Source organism: Pseudomonas hunanensis (assembly GCF_013393325.1).
GTDB lineage: Bacteria > Pseudomonadota > Gammaproteobacteria > Pseudomonadales > Pseudomonadaceae > Aquipseudomonas > Aquipseudomonas putida_P.
Window position 1 is genome coordinate 1 of record NZ_QJRC01000065.1, and the last position, 16,770, is coordinate 16,770.

Annotated in this window: 15 protein-coding genes and 1 rRNA gene; 5 read left to right on the forward strand and 11 right to left on the reverse strand. The window is 62.3% G+C overall.

Annotated elements, in window-relative coordinates; translation table 11 throughout:
- Positions 1–73 (reverse strand): 16S ribosomal RNA (locus DM807_RS27570); the annotation flags it as partial.
- 458 nt (positions 74–531) lie between these two features.
- Between DM807_RS27570 and DM807_RS02035 the strand changes: the two genes are divergently transcribed.
- Positions 532–1,428, forward strand: coding sequence for a formate/nitrite transporter family protein (locus tag DM807_RS02035; protein ID WP_060493561.1), 897 nt, complete (start codon positions 532–534; stop codon positions 1,426–1,428).
- Between the two features lie 3 nt (positions 1,429–1,431).
- Here the strand turns inward: DM807_RS02035 and DM807_RS02040 are convergent, their stop codons facing one another.
- The gene (locus DM807_RS02040; protein ID WP_012273822.1) at positions 1,432–2,523 is read right to left on the reverse strand and encodes an MBL fold metallo-hydrolase; all 1,092 of its coding nucleotides are present in this window, start codon (positions 2,521–2,523) and stop codon (positions 1,432–1,434) included.
- A gap of 129 nt (positions 2,524–2,652) precedes the next feature.
- On the opposite strand from DM807_RS02040, the gene DM807_RS02045 reads away from it, so the two are divergent.
- A complete protein-coding gene (locus DM807_RS02045; RefSeq protein WP_041166777.1) occupies positions 2,653–3,726 on the forward strand; it encodes a diguanylate cyclase in 1,074 nt (357 codons plus the stop codon).
- A gap of 51 nt (positions 3,727–3,777) precedes the next feature.
- Entirely contained in the window at positions 3,778–6,363 is a 2,586-nt protein-coding gene (locus DM807_RS02050) for a bifunctional diguanylate cyclase/phosphodiesterase (protein WP_060493562.1), read from the forward strand.
- 19 nt (positions 6,364–6,382) lie between these two features.
- Here DM807_RS02050 and DM807_RS02055 read toward each other — a convergent pair whose 3' ends face one another.
- Both DM807_RS02055 and DM807_RS02060 read right to left on the reverse strand, forming a co-directional pair.
- A complete protein-coding gene (locus tag DM807_RS02055; protein ID WP_012273825.1) occupies positions 6,383–6,712 on the reverse strand; it encodes a DUF2025 family protein in 330 nt (109 codons plus the stop codon).
- A 119-nt stretch (positions 6,713–6,831) separates the two neighbouring features.
- Positions 6,832–7,746, reverse strand: a complete 915-nt coding sequence (locus DM807_RS02060) for a LysR family transcriptional regulator (RefSeq protein ID WP_041166778.1) — start codon at positions 7,744–7,746, stop codon at positions 6,832–6,834.
- 113 nt (positions 7,747–7,859) lie between these two features.
- Here DM807_RS02060 and DM807_RS02065 point away from each other — a divergent pair, with 113 nt between their 5' ends.
- Entirely contained in the window at positions 7,860–8,618 is a 759-nt protein-coding gene (locus DM807_RS02065) for an SDR family NAD(P)-dependent oxidoreductase (RefSeq protein ID WP_012273827.1), read from the forward strand.
- A 42-nt stretch (positions 8,619–8,660) separates the two neighbouring features.
- Here DM807_RS02065 and DM807_RS02070 read toward each other — a convergent pair whose 3' ends face one another.
- The 7 genes from DM807_RS02070 to DM807_RS02095 all read right to left on the reverse strand — a co-directional run bounded on the left by DM807_RS02070 (position 8,661) and on the right by DM807_RS02095 (position 13,507).
- A complete protein-coding gene (locus DM807_RS02070) occupies positions 8,661–9,527 on the reverse strand; it encodes an efflux RND transporter periplasmic adaptor subunit (RefSeq protein ID WP_060515709.1) in 867 nt (288 codons plus the stop codon).
- A gap of 12 nt (positions 9,528–9,539) precedes the next feature.
- Complete coding sequence (locus DM807_RS02075; protein ID WP_012273829.1) at positions 9,540–9,746, reverse strand: DUF1656 domain-containing protein; 207 nt, start codon at positions 9,744–9,746, stop codon at positions 9,540–9,542.
- Positions 9,733–11,721 (reverse strand): FUSC family protein, encoded by a 1,989-nt coding sequence (locus DM807_RS02080; RefSeq protein WP_060493566.1) that lies wholly within the window; start codon positions 11,719–11,721, stop codon positions 9,733–9,735. Before DM807_RS02080 ends, DM807_RS02075 begins: the two co-directional genes overlap by 14 nt.
- 216 nt (positions 11,722–11,937) lie before the next feature.
- A complete protein-coding gene (ccoM, locus tag DM807_RS27860; protein ID WP_012273831.1) occupies positions 11,938–12,054 on the reverse strand; it encodes a cytochrome c oxidase subunit CcoM in 117 nt (38 codons plus the stop codon).
- 136 nt (positions 12,055–12,190) lie between these two features.
- Positions 12,191–12,352, reverse strand: coding sequence for a hypothetical protein (locus DM807_RS02085; RefSeq protein WP_003254864.1), 162 nt, complete (start codon positions 12,350–12,352; stop codon positions 12,191–12,193).
- 66 nt (positions 12,353–12,418) lie between these two features.
- Entirely contained in the window at positions 12,419–12,748 is a 330-nt protein-coding gene (locus DM807_RS02090) for a hypothetical protein (RefSeq protein WP_012273832.1), read from the reverse strand.
- Between the two features lie 63 nt (positions 12,749–12,811).
- Positions 12,812–13,507, reverse strand: a complete 696-nt coding sequence (locus DM807_RS02095; RefSeq protein WP_012273833.1) for a M949_RS01915 family surface polysaccharide biosynthesis protein — start codon at positions 13,505–13,507, stop codon at positions 12,812–12,814.
- A 162-nt stretch (positions 13,508–13,669) separates the two neighbouring features.
- Between DM807_RS02095 and rapA the strand changes: the two genes are divergently transcribed.
- Complete coding sequence (gene rapA / locus DM807_RS02100; RefSeq protein ID WP_012273834.1) at positions 13,670–16,516, forward strand: RNA polymerase-associated protein RapA; 2,847 nt, start codon at positions 13,670–13,672, stop codon at positions 16,514–16,516.
- Positions 16,517–16,770 lie beyond the last annotated feature (254 nt).

A 16,770-nucleotide genomic window follows, 5' to 3' on the forward strand; every position in this document is an offset into this window, starting at 1 on the left:
TCATCCGCTCGACTTGCATGTGTTAGGCCTGCCGCCAGCGTTCAATCTGAGCCATGATCAAACTCTTCAGTTCAATACTGCTTGGGTTTTTAAGAAACCCTAAACTTGGCTCAGCAATCTCAAATGACTATGTGATTTCTCGCATGGCCACTTGTGATGCTGATAATCTTTTTGACTATCAGTCCGTACTCACAAGCACCCACACGAATTGCTTGATTCAATTTGTTAAAGAGCGTTTGGTTAAGAGCTTTTCGTCTCAACCGAGGCGCGCATTCTACGCTTTCCTCATTTGCTGTCAAGCGTTTATTTTGAAGTTTTTTACCACCGCTTTCTTTCGAAAGCTAACAACTTCAACAACTTACCGCTTGCCCCGAAGCGTTTGTCGCTGCGAGGAGGCGAATAATACGCGCTTTAAAATCAGAGTCAACACCTTGTTCTGAAAAAACTTTCCATCACCGTTTTGCCGCTACTCGGCAACTAATGAAAGCGTCGTGGATCAGTAAAGAAACACCCCCACGGAGCGTAGCGGCCATGAGCGATGCGCAGAGCGAGAAAACCCCCGGCCTGTCTGCAGACGAAGAGCAGGAGGTCAGCCACAACCAGCCGCCAAGGGCGGCAGTGCTGCATGAGATCATTCGCAGCCAAGGTGACCAGGAACTGGAGCGCACCCTGGCCGCGCTGTGGTGGTCGGCACTGGCCGCCGGCCTTTCCATGGGGCTGTCACTGATGGCCATGGGGCTGTTCTACGCCCGCCTGCCAGAAGGCGACGGTGCCCAGGTAATCGCCAGCATCGGCTATAGCACGGGCTTTCTTGCCGTGATCCTGGCCCGCCAGCAACTGTTTACCGAAAACACGCTCACTGCCGTGCTCCCCGTCATGACCTCCCCTACTCTGGCCAACTTCGGGCGCCTGCTTCGTCTATGGGGCGTGGTGTTGCTTGGCAATCTGGCCGGCACCCTGCTGGTGGCCTGGGTGATGCTGGAACTGCCGATCTTCGACAGCAAGACCGATGTCGCCTTCTTGGAGGTCGGCCGCAAGGTAATGAAGAACGATATCAGCCAGATGTTCGCCAAGGGCATCGTCTCGGGCTGGATGATCGCCACAATGGTTTGGATGATCCCGTCGATGGAACACGCCAAGATCTGGATCATCCTGATGATTACCTACCTGATGGCCCTTGGCGATTTCACTCATATAGTAGTGGGCTCGGTCGAAGTGTCCTACCTGGTCTGGGCTGGGGATGAAACCTGGCGTAGCTTCTGGCTGGATTTTGCTCTGCCGACGCTGGCGGGCAACATCATCGGCGGCAGCTTCATCTTCGCCCTGATCAGCCATGCCCAAGTGCGCAGTGACAGCGGCAAGCCGCCCTCGCGACTCCTGGACGACGACCAGGCTCAGCCCTCGCCCCGCAGGGACGAGCACAAATGATACTCAGCGCGCCGCTACGGTTCGCTCATGCCCTTGGCCCCGCTGGCGCGCGGGCCGCGGCTGCCACCAGTTCTGCCCGGCATGCGGTGAGCCCAGGCTGACCCGTTCCCCCATCTGCGGTGTGCTCAGGCGTACCTGAGCCTCATTGGCCAACGCAACAATGCGCTCGAAAGGCTCCTGCCAGCCATGGATGGACAGGTCGAAAGTGCCGTTGTGAATCGGCAGCATCCAGCGGCCGCGCAAATCCAGGTGGGCCTGCAGGCTCTGCTCCGGCTGCATGTGCACAGCGGGCCAGGCCACGTTGTAGGCACCGGTCTCTATCAGGGTCAGGTCAAACGGCCCGAAGCGCTCGCCAATCTGCTTGAACCCCTCGAAGTACCCAGTATCGCCACTGAAGAACACCCGCACATCCTCATCGACAATCACCCACGACGCCCACAAGGTCCGGTTACTGTCCAGCAAGCCGCGCCCGGAAAAATGCTGTGCCGGGGTGGCGACGAAACGTACGCCATCCACTTCGCTCTCCTGCCACCAGTCCAGTTGCCGTACCTTCGCCGGCTCCACGCCCCAGTTGATCAAGCGGTCGCCCACACCCAATGGCGCCAGGAACACCCCGGTGCGCGGCGCCAACTGGCGAATCGCCTGCTCATCAAGGTGGTCGAAGTGGTCGTGCGACAACACTACCGCCGCCAGCGGCGGCAGCTGGTCCAGCCCCAGCGGTGGCGCATGGAAGCGCAACGGGCCGGCCCACTGCACGGGAGAGGCCCGCTCGGCGAAGACCGGGTCGGTAATGAAGAAACGCCCACGCAATTTGAGCAATACCGTGGAATGGCCCAGGCGCCACAAGCTGTGGTCAGGGGCGTCGAGCACTTGCTGGCGGGTCATGGGCTGCAGGCTGATCGGCGTGGCTGGCCGGGTTTCTGGCGGTTTGCGCAAGAACAGGTACTTTAGCCCAATGCGCAACTTTTTCAGTACACCTTCCTGCGGCAACAATGCCTGGTTGTGAAAACGTCCGTCCCGCTGTGGCGCCGGCTCGCCGGCGGGGTTGGCCAAAGGAACCATCAGCAGTACTCCGAGCAACAGGAAAGCCTTCATGTTACCCCACAGTGATCGGATCAACCGTGAAATGGCTTGTAAGGTCATTTTTCGCCGATGAAACACTGTTCAACAATATTCATGCAAGTTATGCGATAAACGGCACCCCGGCAGAAGAACATGACCATGATGGACAACCGCAGCGGCAAAGGCCTTTCTTTCGTCAAGCGCATCTACCTGCCGCGTGTCATCGGCCTGGGCATCGGCCTGTTCAGTGTCATGGCGGCCATTGCGCCGCTGTCGCCACCCACCTGGGCATGGCTGCTGGTACTGTTCAATGGGCTGTTGTGGCCACACATCGCCTACCTGTGGGCTGCCCGCTCGGCAGCGCCGTACCAGGCAGAACAACGCAATTTGCTGCTGGATTCGCTAATGGGCGGGTTCTGGACCGCCGCCATGCACTTCAACCCGCTGCCCAGCGTGACCGTGCTGTCGATGATGACCATGAACAACGTCGCCGCCGGCGGCAAACGCATGGTCTTTCGCGGGGTGCTGGCGCAGCTGGCTGGCATGCTTGTCGCCCTTCTGCTGCTCGGCCCCGGCTTGCAACTGACCGCCACCCCCCTGCAGGTCTATGCCTGCCTGCCAATGCTCACGCTTTACCCGCTGGCCTTGGGCTGGGTGTGCTACCAGCTGGCGATCAAGCTGGGCGACCACAAGCGCCGGCTGAGCGCACTGAGCCTCACCGACAGCCTGACCGGGCTGCTCAACCACGGCGCCTGGAAAGACCTGCTGCTGCTCAAGTTCCAGGCCTGCAAGCAGCAACAGGGGCACGCGGTGATTGCCCTGATCGACATCGACCACTTCAAGACCATCAACGACACCTTCGGCCATGTGGTCGGCGACTGTGTCTTGCGCCAGCTCAGCGTCGAGCTGCGGCGCAACCTGCGCGAAGGCGACCAAGCCGGGCGTTACGGCGGCGACGAGTTCTGCGTGATCCTGCCCGATACCAGCGAAGCCCAGGCCTGTCATGCCATGGAGCGCCTGCGCGAGCAGGTTTCCAGCTACCGCAACCCACAGCTACCCCACTTGCGCATCAGCCTGAGTATCGGCCTGTCGCCATTCGAGGCCGGCCTGGAGTCCCCCGAGCACTGGCTCGAACAGGCGGACAAGGCGCTGTACACCGCCAAGCACGCTGGCCGCGACCAAGTCAATTTTGCCCGCGCTGACGCTGCCGCGCTCAAGCTGGCCTATCCTGATTGAACCTCCTTCCTGACTGCCTGGCGGGAGGTTGCCTGAAGGAGCCGCTCGCGCATGGCCAGGACCGCCAACCTTCCACCCGCCAGCCCTACACCACGCTTTCAGGTGCGCCACCTGATTGCCGGTTTCAGCACAGTGTTCGGCCTGGCCTGCCTGGTCATTCTCGGAGCTCTGTTCAATATCGCGACCACGCTCGACCAGCAGGAGCGCCAACGCAGCGCCTTCCATGCAACCCAGGCGCTGGAACAACGGTTGCTCGCCTCGCGCCAGTTTCTGTCCAGCTATGCCGTATGGGATGCAGCCTTCGAGCACCTGGCAGGTGATGTCGACTGGCACTGGGCCTACGAAGAAAAAAATGTAGGTGAGTCGCTGTACAGCGCCAGCGGCTACGAAGGGGTGTTTGTGCTGGAAGACGACCGTACCACCTATGCCTTGTTCAAAGGCCAGCCCAGCCAGGCCGGCGCCAACACTTATATAGACGCACCGCTCCAGCCGATCATTGACCAGGCCCGTGCGGCGGCAATTGCGCGCGAGCAGGTCACCCACTTCGTGTTGTTCAATGGCTGGCCGGCCGTACTCAGTGCAGCGGCCGTGCGCCCTGACCGCGACGTCACCGACAGCGAGGTGAGCCAGGCGCCAGTGATGCTGTTCGTCGACCAGCTTACCGAAGAAAAACTGGCGCAGCTGGGCAAAGGTGCCGGCCTGACGGGCATGCACGTGGAGAAGGAAGATAAACAGCAGCATGGCCACCTGCGTATCGACCTGGGCGACACCGGCTATCACCTGTCCTGGAGCAGCCCGCTGCCTGGGCACCAACTCTTGTGGGCAGTATTGCCAGCTCTGTTGAGCGTGCTGCTGATACTCGGCTTGGTCATGCTGTACCTGTGCCGCCATGCCTTGCGCAGCTCACGAGCAGTCGGCCTGACCCTGCTCCACCTGCAACAGAGCAACCAGGCACTGGAGGCCAGCGAGCAACGTTTTCGCGCGGTAGCCGAGTCGGCATCCGACTGGATCTGGGAAACCGACCGGCAACAACGCCTGACCTACCTGTCGCAACGCTTTGCCAACGTCACCGGCTACCCGGTAGACGACTGGCTGGGCCACCCGCTCAACCAGCTGCTGGCCTGCGATACCACACCGTTGTCGCCCTGGCTGGACGTATTGACTACCGCCGACCCGCAGCAGTTGGCCAACCTGCGGTGCACCTACCGAGACCCGAATGGCCAAAACCGTTATTGCCGGATTTCCGCCCGCGCCATCTGGCACGACGGCAAGGCGCTTGGCTTTCGAGGAACGGCCAGCGATATAACCGACGAAGTCGACGCCCACGCGCGCATCCAGCACCTGTCGCTGCACGACCCACTGACCGGGCTGGCCAACCGCAACAAGCTGGCCAGGCACCTGGAACAGGCACTGCTTCGCGGCAATGACTCACCGCCACTCACCCTGCTGCTGCTGGACCTGGACAACTTCAAGCCGATCAACGACTCGCTCGGCCATGCCGCTGGCGATGCCGTGCTACAAGAAGTGGCAACGCGCCTGCGCGACACCACCCGCGATGGCGACCTGGTCGCGCGCCTGGGCGGCGACGAGTTCATCCTGGTACTCGGCGGCATGGACAACCGTAGCGAAATCGACCGCTTCTGTGCGCGGCTGATTGGCCTGCTGCAGCAACCCATCATCTTCGACGGCCAGCAGTTGCACATTGGCGCCAGTATTGGCGTTGCCCAGACCCGCACTCAAGGCTTCGATGCCGGCGAGCTGATTCGCTGCGCCGACATTGCCCTGTACCAGGCCAAGGCCGACGGCAAGAACACCTGGCGCTACTTCGCTGCCGAAATGAACCAGCAAATCCAGTACCGTCGCCAATTGGAGAACGACCTGCGCCGGGCTTTGCGCAATCAGGAGTTCGTGTTGCATTACCAGCCGCGCTACCGCCTCGGCGACCTGCGCATCGTCGGAGTCGAAGCGTTGCTGCGCTGGCAGCACCCACAGGAAGGGTTGCTGGGGCCGGATACCTTCATCCCGCTGGCCGAGCAGAGCGACATCATCGTTGCGCTGGGCCGCTGGGTACTGCGCGAAGCCTGCCGTACCGCCCATGACTGGCCCAACGATGTTCTGGTTTCGGTGAACCTGTCGCCTGCGCAGTTCCTGCGCAGCGATGTGGTGGCCGACGTGCGCGAGATATTGCTGGACACCGCCTTCCCGGCCCAGCGTCTGGAGCTGGAAATTACCGAGAACGTGATGCTCAACGACATCGAGGGCGCGCTGGGCACCATGCTGTCGCTCAAAGAGTTGGGCGTGCGCCTGAACATGGACGATTTCGGTACGGGCTATTCGTCGCTGGGCTACCTGCGTACCTACCCGTTCGACAGCATCAAGATCGACAAGCGCTTCATCAGCGGCCTGAACAACAACGGCGGGAGCGACCGCGCCGTGGTCCAGGCCATCATCAATCTCGGTGAAGCGATGGGGCTGACAGTGACAGCCGAGGGTGTAGAGAGCGAACAGCAGCTCAAGGCGCTGGAAAAGGACCGCTGCCATGAAGTGCAGGGCTACTACATGAGCCGCCCGTTGGACAGTGCAGGGCTGCAGGCGCTGCTGCAGCAAACATCCAAAAACACAGCACAGCCCTTGTAGCAGCCGCGCAAGGCTGCTCCTACACGGGCTGCTGCAGGCTGCGCTCAGCGACGATTTCCGGCAGGTCGCCCCGGCGCAGGTAGGCGCGCAGCGGCTCGCCGATATTCAAGCGGTCATCCACATGCTGCTCCAGCAACAGCGCCAGCCGTTCGCGGCATAGCGCCATACGCTGCCCTTGCTCGGGCCGCCAGACGAACTCGCTGCAGGGGGTAATACTGGCATCGGCCACGTCCATGCCGAACGAGTCCTCGGAGAAACGCACGATATGAACGCCGCGCTTGTCGTGAAAACCGACAAAGCCCTTGAGCTGGTCGGCGGCGTTGCAGATATCCTGGGAAGTAATGGCCATGACGTAACCTCGCAATGAAATCGGAAGATACGCACGCCTGGCGGGAATGGGTCGCCTCTGCCGGGCAACTCGCAGAGGGCAGCCTAACGCAAGTGGCCTTCCATGCGCCATGGCTTTGCTCAATCACTGACCACTGCATCGACCTGGGTGTGCAGCACTTCACCCAGCCACTGCATGAACGCCTGTACCCGGCGTGGCACATGCCGTTGCCGGGCATACAGCAGCGACACCGGCATGGCCGGCGCCTGCCAGTCTTCCAGCAGCGAAACAAGTTCGCCTCGCTGCAGGTGCTCGGCCACCCCCACCGCAGGCACCTGAATCAACCCCAACCCGGCCAGGCAGGCCGCCGAGTAGGCTTCGGCATTGTTGACCGTCACCACACCGGCCATGGCCTGAAATTGCAACTCACCGCCTTGCAGGTATTCGAAGCCGGCGCTGCGCGCACCCAGGGTGCGCACATAATGCACCAGCTGGTGATCGGCCAGGTCCTGCAGAGTACGCGGGACACCATAGCGAGCCAGGTAGGCGGGGCTGGCACAGTTGCGCATGCTCAGTTGCCCAACCGGCCGTGCCACTACATCCAGATCCTGCAATGCGCCAATGCGCATCACGCAATCAAACCCTTCGCGCAGCAGATCGACCTGGCGATCGGTGCAACTGAGTTCCACTTCCAGTCTCGGGAAGCGCTGCAGAAACTGCGGTAGCGCCGGAATGATGACCCGGCGCGCCATCATGGTTGGCAGATCGATGCGCAGGCGCCCGGCCAGCTCGGCATCATCGGCACTGAACAGGCTCTCGATCTCGTCCATGCCCGACAGCAGGTCCTTGCTACGCTCGTACAGCAAGGCGCCATCCTGGGTTGCCTGCACCCGGCGTGTGGTTCGGTTGAACAACTGCGTGCCCAGCAAGCGCTCAAGTGCCCTCACCTGCTCCGATACGGTCGAACGTGGCAACCCCAGGCTCTCGGCAGCCTGGGTGAAACTGCTGACCTCGCTTACCCGCACAAAGGTGCGCAACAACTCCAGCTTGTTCACCACGTGGCCCCTACTATTCGGTTAAAGCGAACAGTATTTCCATATTTTCAGGATTTAACAGCGACATACCGACCAATAACCTGTCCTCATTCACCCACCATGAGGTTTTCACCATGATCCGCAAAATTGCCCTGATCACCGGCGCCAGTCGCGGCCTCGGCCGCAACGCTGCCGAGCACCTGGCCGCACGCGGCATCGATGTCATCGGCACCTACAACAGCAAGGCAGATGAAGCGCACGCCGTGGCGGCCCGGCTGGAGCAGGCCGGAGTCAAAGCGGCCATGCTGCAACTGGACGTCAGCGACAGCAGCAGCTTTGCCGGTTTCGCCGAGCGCCTGGGTACGACCCTGCAACAACACTTTGGCCGCGAGCGTTTCGACTTTCTGGTGAACAATGCAGGGATTGGGTTGAACGTGCCGTACATCGAAACCACCGAGGCGCAATTCGACCAGTTGTTGAACATTCAGCTCAAAGGGCCGTTTTTCCTCACCCAGCGCCTGCTGCCGCTACTGGCGGACAATGGCCGCATCGTCAACATTTCCACCGGCCTGGCGCGCTTTGCGTTGCCGGGGTATGCCGCCTATGCCGCGATGAAAGGCGCAATGGAGGTGCTGACCCGCTACCAGGCCAAGGAACTGGGCGCGCGAGGCATTCGCGTGAACATTCTGGCGCCGGGTGCGATCGAGACCGATTTTGGTGGCGGCGTAGTGCGGGACAACCCGCAGGTGAATGAGTACATCGCTGGCAACACGGCATTGGGGCGGGTGGGGTTGCCGGATGATATCGGGGCAGCGATTGCGCTGCTGCTGGAAGACGGCAATGGCTGGATTACCGGGCAGCGGCTGGAGGTATCGGGCGGGATGTTTCTCTGAGTTCGGCATCTTGGGGCCGCTTTGCGGCCCCCAGGGCCTTCACTAGCGATCCTGATCCTCACGCACTTGCACACTCGCGGTCATCCCCGCACTCAGGGTCACCCCTTCCGGCACCTGATCCAGGCGAATCCTCACCGGTATCCGCTGGGCCAGCCGCACCCAGTTGAAAGTGGGTTCCACCTCCGGCAGCAACTGGCTGTCCGGGTTGCTGTTGCGGTCGGTGATGCCGCGGCTGATGCTCTCTACATGCCCCTGCATCGGTTCGCCCGCGCCCATCAGCCAAACTTTCACCGAGCCCCCTACGCCAATGCGCGGCAGCTTGGTTTCCTCGAAATAGGCCTGGATGTAAAAAGTTGAATCATCCACCAGGGCCATCACCGCTTGCCCGGTGTTCACGTAGTTGCCTTCGGCCAGACGCAGGTTGGTGATATGCCCGCTGCGCGGTGCCCGCACTTCACTGCGCGCCAGGTTGATCTTGGCCACCTGCAACTGCGCCTCAGCCTCGTGTAGCTCGCCACGCGCGATGGCGGCATTGATCTGGGCGTTTTCACGCAACTCGGCACTGATCGCCTCGGGCCCCAGGGCAGTTCGCCTGGCTGCCTCTCGCTCGCGCAAACGCAGTTGCTGGGCGCGAGTTTCAGTCACGGCGCTGGCCTGGTCGAAAGCAGCCTGGAAACGCTCACGGTCGATACTCATCAACAGGTCGCCGGCCTTGACCTGCTGGTTGTCATGCACTTTGAGTTCGCGCACCCAGCCGGACACATCAGGTGCGATTACCACCACATCGGCACGCACCCGGGCATCGCGGGTCCATGGGGTAAGCATGTAGTACTGCCACAGCTGGTAGCCGGCCAACACGGCCAAAGCCACCACACACAGGGTTACCAGAGTACGTACGGCCGCACGCATCGAAACACTCCTTTATAACGCTCCCAGCAGGCGCACCACCAGGAACAACACACAAACGAACAGCGCCGCGTCGAACAGCGCTTCGTGCCAGATCCAGCGCCCCAACGGTGTAGCCTGCACCACCAGGCGCAGCAGGCCGGTGAGCAGCAGCGCCAACAACACATAAAGCAGAAACGGGCTGAGCAGCACGCCGCCCACTTCCCACTCACGCAACCCCATGGGTTTCCTCCTGCCAGCGACACCACTTGCCCCAGCTTTTCTGCAACTGCAGCACCGCCCCCTCGGCCAGCCGTAGCGGGTCGCTGGCAGGCAGGCGGCGCAATGCAGCAAGGAACTGTTCACTGGCAGTATCCAGGCGCTGACCACGCCCGGCAGCCGGCCCTTTGGCCAGCACTGCCTCCACTTGTTGCAGGTACTCACGCTCGGCTAGCCCCAAGGGGGCCTGGGCGACAGCCAGACACATGCGCAGGTGCACCAGTTCGTCGCCGATATCCAGCCCGTGCAGGCCATCATCCCAGCGTTTGCGCTGGTCTTCCGGTAATTCGCTGGCATGCCGCGCCAGTTGCATCAGGCGGTCGGCCATGCGCCCGCCAAACCAGCTGTCGGCCCCGCGCAAATCGCGCCGGGTAAGGCGCACCAAGTCGCTTTGGGTTGCCGCGCGCAAGCGCCGCCCCAGCCAGGCCGGGTGGCGAAACACCAATAAACGAAAGGCCATGACCGCCGCCGATACCCCCACCAGCATCGCCAGGGCACTGTTCAGCAGGGTCGCCACGCCGAACTGCATGGCGTTAAGCGGCGACACCAGCACAATGAAGTGCAGGCAGTAAGAGGTGGCGGTGGCCCCGGTACGTGGGTGGGCCATACCCAATGCGCCCAGAAACAGCGGCACACCCATACCCAGGCAGAGCATGGCGAAGCTGCTCCATTGCGGGAGCAAGATCTGCCCGACCAAAAACGCCGCAGGTATCGCCAAAAAGATCCCCCGCAGAAAGCTCAGGCCAATTTGCGCACCATTCTCGCGGCTGGCGAACAGGCTGCAGACCACACAGGTCAGCACCAGGCCACCCGGCGCCGAAGGCCAGGCCGTGGCCAGCCAGAAGCCGCTCATGACCAGAAAGGCCAGCGCGCTACGCGAACCGAACAGCAAGGCCAGCGACCAATCACGGTGTGCAGCCAGACCCTGGGACACATCCTTGGGTGCCCTGCCAGCCTCCACATCCTCCAGCGCCTGGCTGGCAGCCATGGCGTAATCCAGCAGCAGGGCCATGCGCGCCAGGCAGAAGTGTTCCGACGGGCTGATCTGCTCATTGTGAGCGGCATCCCAAATGCGCTGGCGTAACAGCAACAGGCTGGGCTGATCGGGTTTGCCCAGCAGCGTGCGCACCTCCTCCAACCAGGGCGCCAGACGCCCGGCCTCCCGCTCATCCAGTTGCCGCCACTGGCGGCGCACCGAACGGGAGATGCGCAACAGCACCATCAGCTTCTGGCTAAGGCCGCGAATGGCACGGGCACGCTGGCGCCCGCGGTTGCCCTCGAACCAGGCATGCTCACGTTGACTGTCGATGGCAACGATGCGCCCCAGGCTGTCCAGCAGGCCTTTACGCGCCTCGTCCTCACCACCCAGCATGGCGCTGGCGGCTTGCAGGCCGTTCTGCAAAGCCTGCCGTGCTTGCCCGCCCAGTTGCTGCTCGACCCGCATGGGCCAGAGCAAGGCACTGCTGGCTGTAGCGCAGAAAATGCCCAGGCAAATCTCGGTGCAACGGGCCACGGCCTGGTCGAACACCTGCAGCGGGTGGTCGATGGCCGGCAAGGCAATGATCGCCGCGGTGTAGCCGGCCAACACGAAGGCGTAGGCCCAGGCGCTGCGCAACTGGGTGGACGCGGCGGTACAAAGCGCCAGCCACAAGGCCAGGCTAAGCAGAAACAGGCCAGGTGTCTGCGCGAACAGGCCAATTAACACTACCGACATGACGGTGCCGACCAAGGTACCCGCAAACCGCGCCAGGCCTTTCTGAACCACCATGCCCGATAGCGGCTGGGCGACGATGAAAGCCGTCATCAGCGCCCAAGCGGGTTGCTCCAGGCCCCAACGCATCGCCAGCCACAACGCCAGGCCACCACCGAGCAAAGTCTTGATGGCGAACTTGAGGGCGAGGCTGCTGGGGGCGAACAGGGCCTGAAGGGTGATGGGCACGAGGCGGACCTTGCGGGGGAATGGGCTTACTGAAACGATAGACAATGGTGAGCAGGATAAAGTGGAAACGATTAATTAGCTAGCTAATCATCTAAGCAACCCATCTCAGTCAACCTATGCCGACCCTTTCGCGCACAGGCAACACAAAAATTGCAGGCAAAAAAATGGGCGACCGAAGTCGCCCTAAATGCCTTGCGTGCTCGTATACCCGGAAGGTCAGCGCGGCTTGCGCTTTTTCGAGTCCTTCCAGATGAAAATGCCCAGACCGGCAAAGAAAGCGAACATCAACCCGACCGTTACCACACCGGCGATAACCACGTTGTCGAAGAACATGCTGGCCTCCCCATTCGTTTGCCGTTGTCCGATGGAGGGCAAGTTAACCAATGTGGGGACTGGGAAAATTGATCGGGGTCAATGGTGCCCGGGGCCGGGCACGCGAGGCGGGTGCAGGGTTGACCTGCGTCAAGTTTCAGCGCTTCTTGGGCTTGCCCTTGGGCTTCTTTTTCTTGCTGGTGCTCAACGGCAGGGCCTGCTCGAATGCGTTGCGCATCTCGTTCAGGCGTTTTTCCTTGAGGTCGTGGACGCGCTTGGCGCGTTCGGCATCGAAATCGATGAGGTTGTCTTGGCTCATGGGTGGCTCGACGATCAACTGAGAATTGCATGATGAAGCCAGCGGCAGGCGCTGACCAGCCCTGCGTCAGACTTCGATGTCCACCAGCAACCCCTGCCGTACATGCTCGCCCATCAATGGCGCCACTGGCACGGTGTTGTCGGCGTTGACCTCGTCACCCGGTAAGGCGTTGTACCGCTGCTGATCACCCTTTTGCCGACGTTGCTGCTGGCGACGCTGCTCGTCACGCAGCAACAGTGCCTGCTCCTGCGGGTCGCGCTGCTGCTTGAGGTCGATGGCACTTTCACCGGACGCAGGCTGCGCCGGCACCACAGGCTTGATGTCGGGGGTTGGCTTGACCGGGTCCTGTTGCGAGGTCACCGGGGCAGCACTGAGCGGGATGATCGGCGGCAGCATGGACGTTCTCCTATGCCCCATGTATCGGCAGGCGTGGGTTTACCTTGATGTTGTGGGCAACATTTACTCGGCTTCGTCGTCAGGCTCATCGTCGCCTGGCGGGCTGGCTTCGCTCCAAGGCCGCTTGTAAACCTGCTGCCAGACCGCGTCCATATGATCACGCAATACTTGCGGCGCGTTTTTCAGCGAGGCGCTGTCCTCGCGCTCGCCACCGACGGGGTCCTCGCCCGCCGGGGTGATCAGCGACTGGCCGGTAATGGTGTAGCTGGCCTGCCCTTCGCGCATCTCGATGGCGATGTCGTGCGGGTCGATACCGCCACCGCAGAAGGCATGGCTGGCCACGGTCACCTCGGCTACACCATCCTTGTTCAGGTCGCTGACGTCACTGACGTCATTGTAGAAGTCCACGTCCAGGTCCAGCCCCGGGCACGTGGTTTCCTGCTCGATCTGCCAACGCGCCTTGAAGGCGTCACTCTCAGCCGTGCGCCCGTACAAGGTGGCCTTGAGCACCACCTTGTCCACTTCCTGTTCGCTTTCCGGGTCGCTGGCCTGGCCATCGCTGCGGCTCAACACCAGTAGGCCTTCGCCGTCGCGATCACGAAAATGCACGCTCTTGATCGGCGTCTGTACGCCGAGTACCTCAAGCTGCTCCATCGGAATGGGGGGCAAGGTCTCGAAGTTTTTCTGCTCGCAGGCGCTCAGCAGCAGCAGGCTGCCCACGGCCATCGAAGCGCTGATCCAGCGATGCTTGGCAGACATGTTGATGCGAGGCCCTCGTCGGCTGCACGGTGCGAGACGATGAAACGGCTAGACTGACTTACTTCCTGTTGTCGTTCGGCACCTTTCGGTGCGTTCGCACTTTGGTCTGACCGGCCGATCCGTTAACATAATCGGCTTTTTCATCGCGGGAGTTCAGGCAGTATGGCGCAGCAGTATCAACCGGGGCAACGCTGGATCAGCGACAGCGAAGCAGAGCTCGGCCTGGGTACCATCCTGGCGCAGGATGGCCGCCTGTTGACCGTGCTCTACCCGGCCACTGGCGACACCCGCCAGTATTCCCTGCGCAATGCGCCGCTGACCCGCGTGCGCTTCTCGCCAGGTGACCAGATCACCCACTTCGAAGGCTGGAAGCTGACCGTCCGCGAGGTCGAGGACATCGACGGGCTGATGGTCTACCACGGCCTGGACGGGCAAAACCAGCCGCGTACCCTGCCAGAAACTCAGCTGTCGAACTTCATCCAGTTCCGCCTGGCCAGCGACCGCCTGTTCGCCGGGCAGATCGACCCGCTGTCGTGGTTCAGCCTGCGCTACAACACCCTGCAGCACACCAGCAAACAGATGCAGTCGGCGCTGTGGGGCCTGGGCGGCTGCCGCGCACAACCCATCGCCCACCAGTTGCACATCGCCCGTGAAGTCGCCGACCGCAGCGCTCCGCGCGTTTTGCTGGCCGACGAAGTGGGCCTGGGCAAAACCATCGAGGCCGGCCTGGTCATTCACCGCCAGCTGCTGTCTGGCCGTGCCAACCGCGTACTGATCCTGGTGCCAGAAAACCTCCAGCACCAGTGGCTGGTGGAAATGCGCCGGCGCTTCAACCTTCAGGTAGCCCTGTTCGACGCCGAACGCTTCATCGAAAGCGACGCCAGCAACCCGTTCGAAGACGCCCAGCTGGCGCTGGTAGCGCTGGAGTGGCTGGTCGACGACGAAAAAGCCCAGGACGCGCTGTTTGCCGCTGGCTGGGACCTGATGGTCGTCGACGAAGCTCACCACCTGGTCTGGCACGAAGACCAGGCCAGCACCGAATACAGCCTGGTCGAGCAACTGGCCCAGGTGATCCCGGGCGTGCTGCTGCTCACCGCCACCCCCGAGCAGCTTGGCCAGGACAGCCACTTCGCCCGCCTGCGCCTGCTCGACCCTAACCGTTTCCACGACCTGGCGGCCTTCCGCGCCGAGAGCGAGCACTATCGCCCGGTCGCCGAAGCGGTACAGGAACTGCTCGACGAAGGCCGCCTGTCGCCCAAGGCCCACGCCACCATCCAGGGCTTCCTGGGTGCCGAAGGCGAAGCCCTGCTGGCCGCGGTCAACGATGGCGACACCCAGGCCAGCGCGCGTCTGATCCGCGAGCTGCTGGATCGCCACGGCACCGGCCGCGTGCTGTTCCGTAACACCCGTGCGGCGATTCAGGGCTTCCCCGAGCGCCAGTTGCACCCCTACCCGCTGGCCACACCCGAGCAGTACCGCGACCTGCCAGCCGGCGAGCACGCCGAGCTGTACCCGGAAGTCGCCTTCCAAGCCCAAGGGGAAGCGGCCGACGACGAGCGCTGGTGGCGTTTCGACCCGCGCGTGGATTGGCTGATCGACACCCTGAAGATGCTCAAGCGCACCAAGGTGCTGGTGATCTGCGCCCACGCCGAAACCGCCATGGACCTGGAAGACGCCCTGCGCGTGCGCTCCGGCATCCCGGCCTCGGTGTTCCACGAAGGCATGAGCATCCTCGAGCGCGACCGCGCCGCTGCCTACTTCGCCGATGAAGAGTTTGGCGCCCAGGTGCTGATCTGCTCCGAAATCGGCAGCGAAGGCCGCAACTTCCAGTTCGCTCACCACCTGGTGATGTTCGACCTGCCGGCGCACCCCGACCTGCTCGAACAGCGCATTGGCCGCCTTGACCGGATCGGCCAGAAGCACACCATCCAGTTGCACATCCCGTATCTGCAGGACAGCCCGCAAGAGCGTCTGTTCCAGTGGTACCACGAAGGTCTCAACGCCTTCCTCAACACCTGCCCCACCGGCAACGCCCTGCAGCACCAGTTCGGCCCACGCCTGCTGCCGCTGCTCGAGGGTGGCGAAAGCAAGGCCTGGGATGCCCTGGTGGCCGATGCCCGCGGCGAGCGCGAGCGCCTGGAAGCCGAACTGCACACAGGGCGTGACCGTCTGCTGGAGCTCAACTCCGGCGGTGCCGGCGAAGGCCAGGCGCTTGTCGAGGACATTCTCGAACAGGACGACCAATTCGCCCTGCCGATCTACATGGAAACCCTGTTCGACGCCTTCGGCATCGACAGTGAAGACCATTCCGAGAACGCACTGATCCTCAAACCAAGCGAGAAGATGCTCGATGCCAGCTTCCCGCTGGGCGACGACGAAGGTGTGACCATTACCTACGACCGCGCCCAGGCGCTGTCGCGCGAGGATATGCAGTTCCTTACCTGGGAACACCCTATGGTGCAGGGCGGCATGGACCTGGTGCTGTCCGGCTCGATGGGCAACACCGCCGTGGCGCTGATCAAGAACAAGGCGCTCAAACCGGGCACCGTGCTGCTGGAATTGCTGTTCGTCAGTGAAGTGGTGGCACCGCGCAGCCTGCAACTGGGCCGCTACCTGCCGCCGGCGGCATTGCGCTGCCTGCTCGACGCCAACGGCAACGACCTGGCATCGCGCGTGGCCTTCGAAACCCTCAACGACCAGCTCGAAAGCGTGCCACGCGCCAGCGCCAACAAGTTCGTCCAGGCCCAACGCGATGTACTGGCCAAGCGCATCAGTGGCGGCGAGGAGAAGATCCTGCCCATCCACGTCGAGCGCGTTGCCGAAGCCCAGCGCCGTTTGGCGGCGGAGGCAGACGAAGAGTTGGCCCGCCTCGTAGCCCTGCAAGCGGTCAACCCAAGTGTGCGTGACAGCGAAATCGACGCCCTGCGCAAGCAACGCGAAGATGGCCTGGCAATGCTGGAGAAAGCCGCCCTGCGCCTGGAAGCCATTCGCGTGCTGGTGGCTGGCTGACACCTTGGTGGCCTGACCAGCGTTCTGTAGGAGCAGCCTTTGCTGCGAAAGGGTCATTTGCCTTGCACATTGTTGCGAGGCATCCGGCCCCTTTGCAGCACAAGGCTCCTACAGCCACATCCCCTTCGTTTCTATGCCCTCTGGCGATTAATCCGATAACCAAATCGTACAAATCAATGTGCCATTAGTCAGGAAGGCTTAAATACTCCTTCCTATACTGCCTCTGGACAGTCTGCACAGGGTGGTTGCGCAGA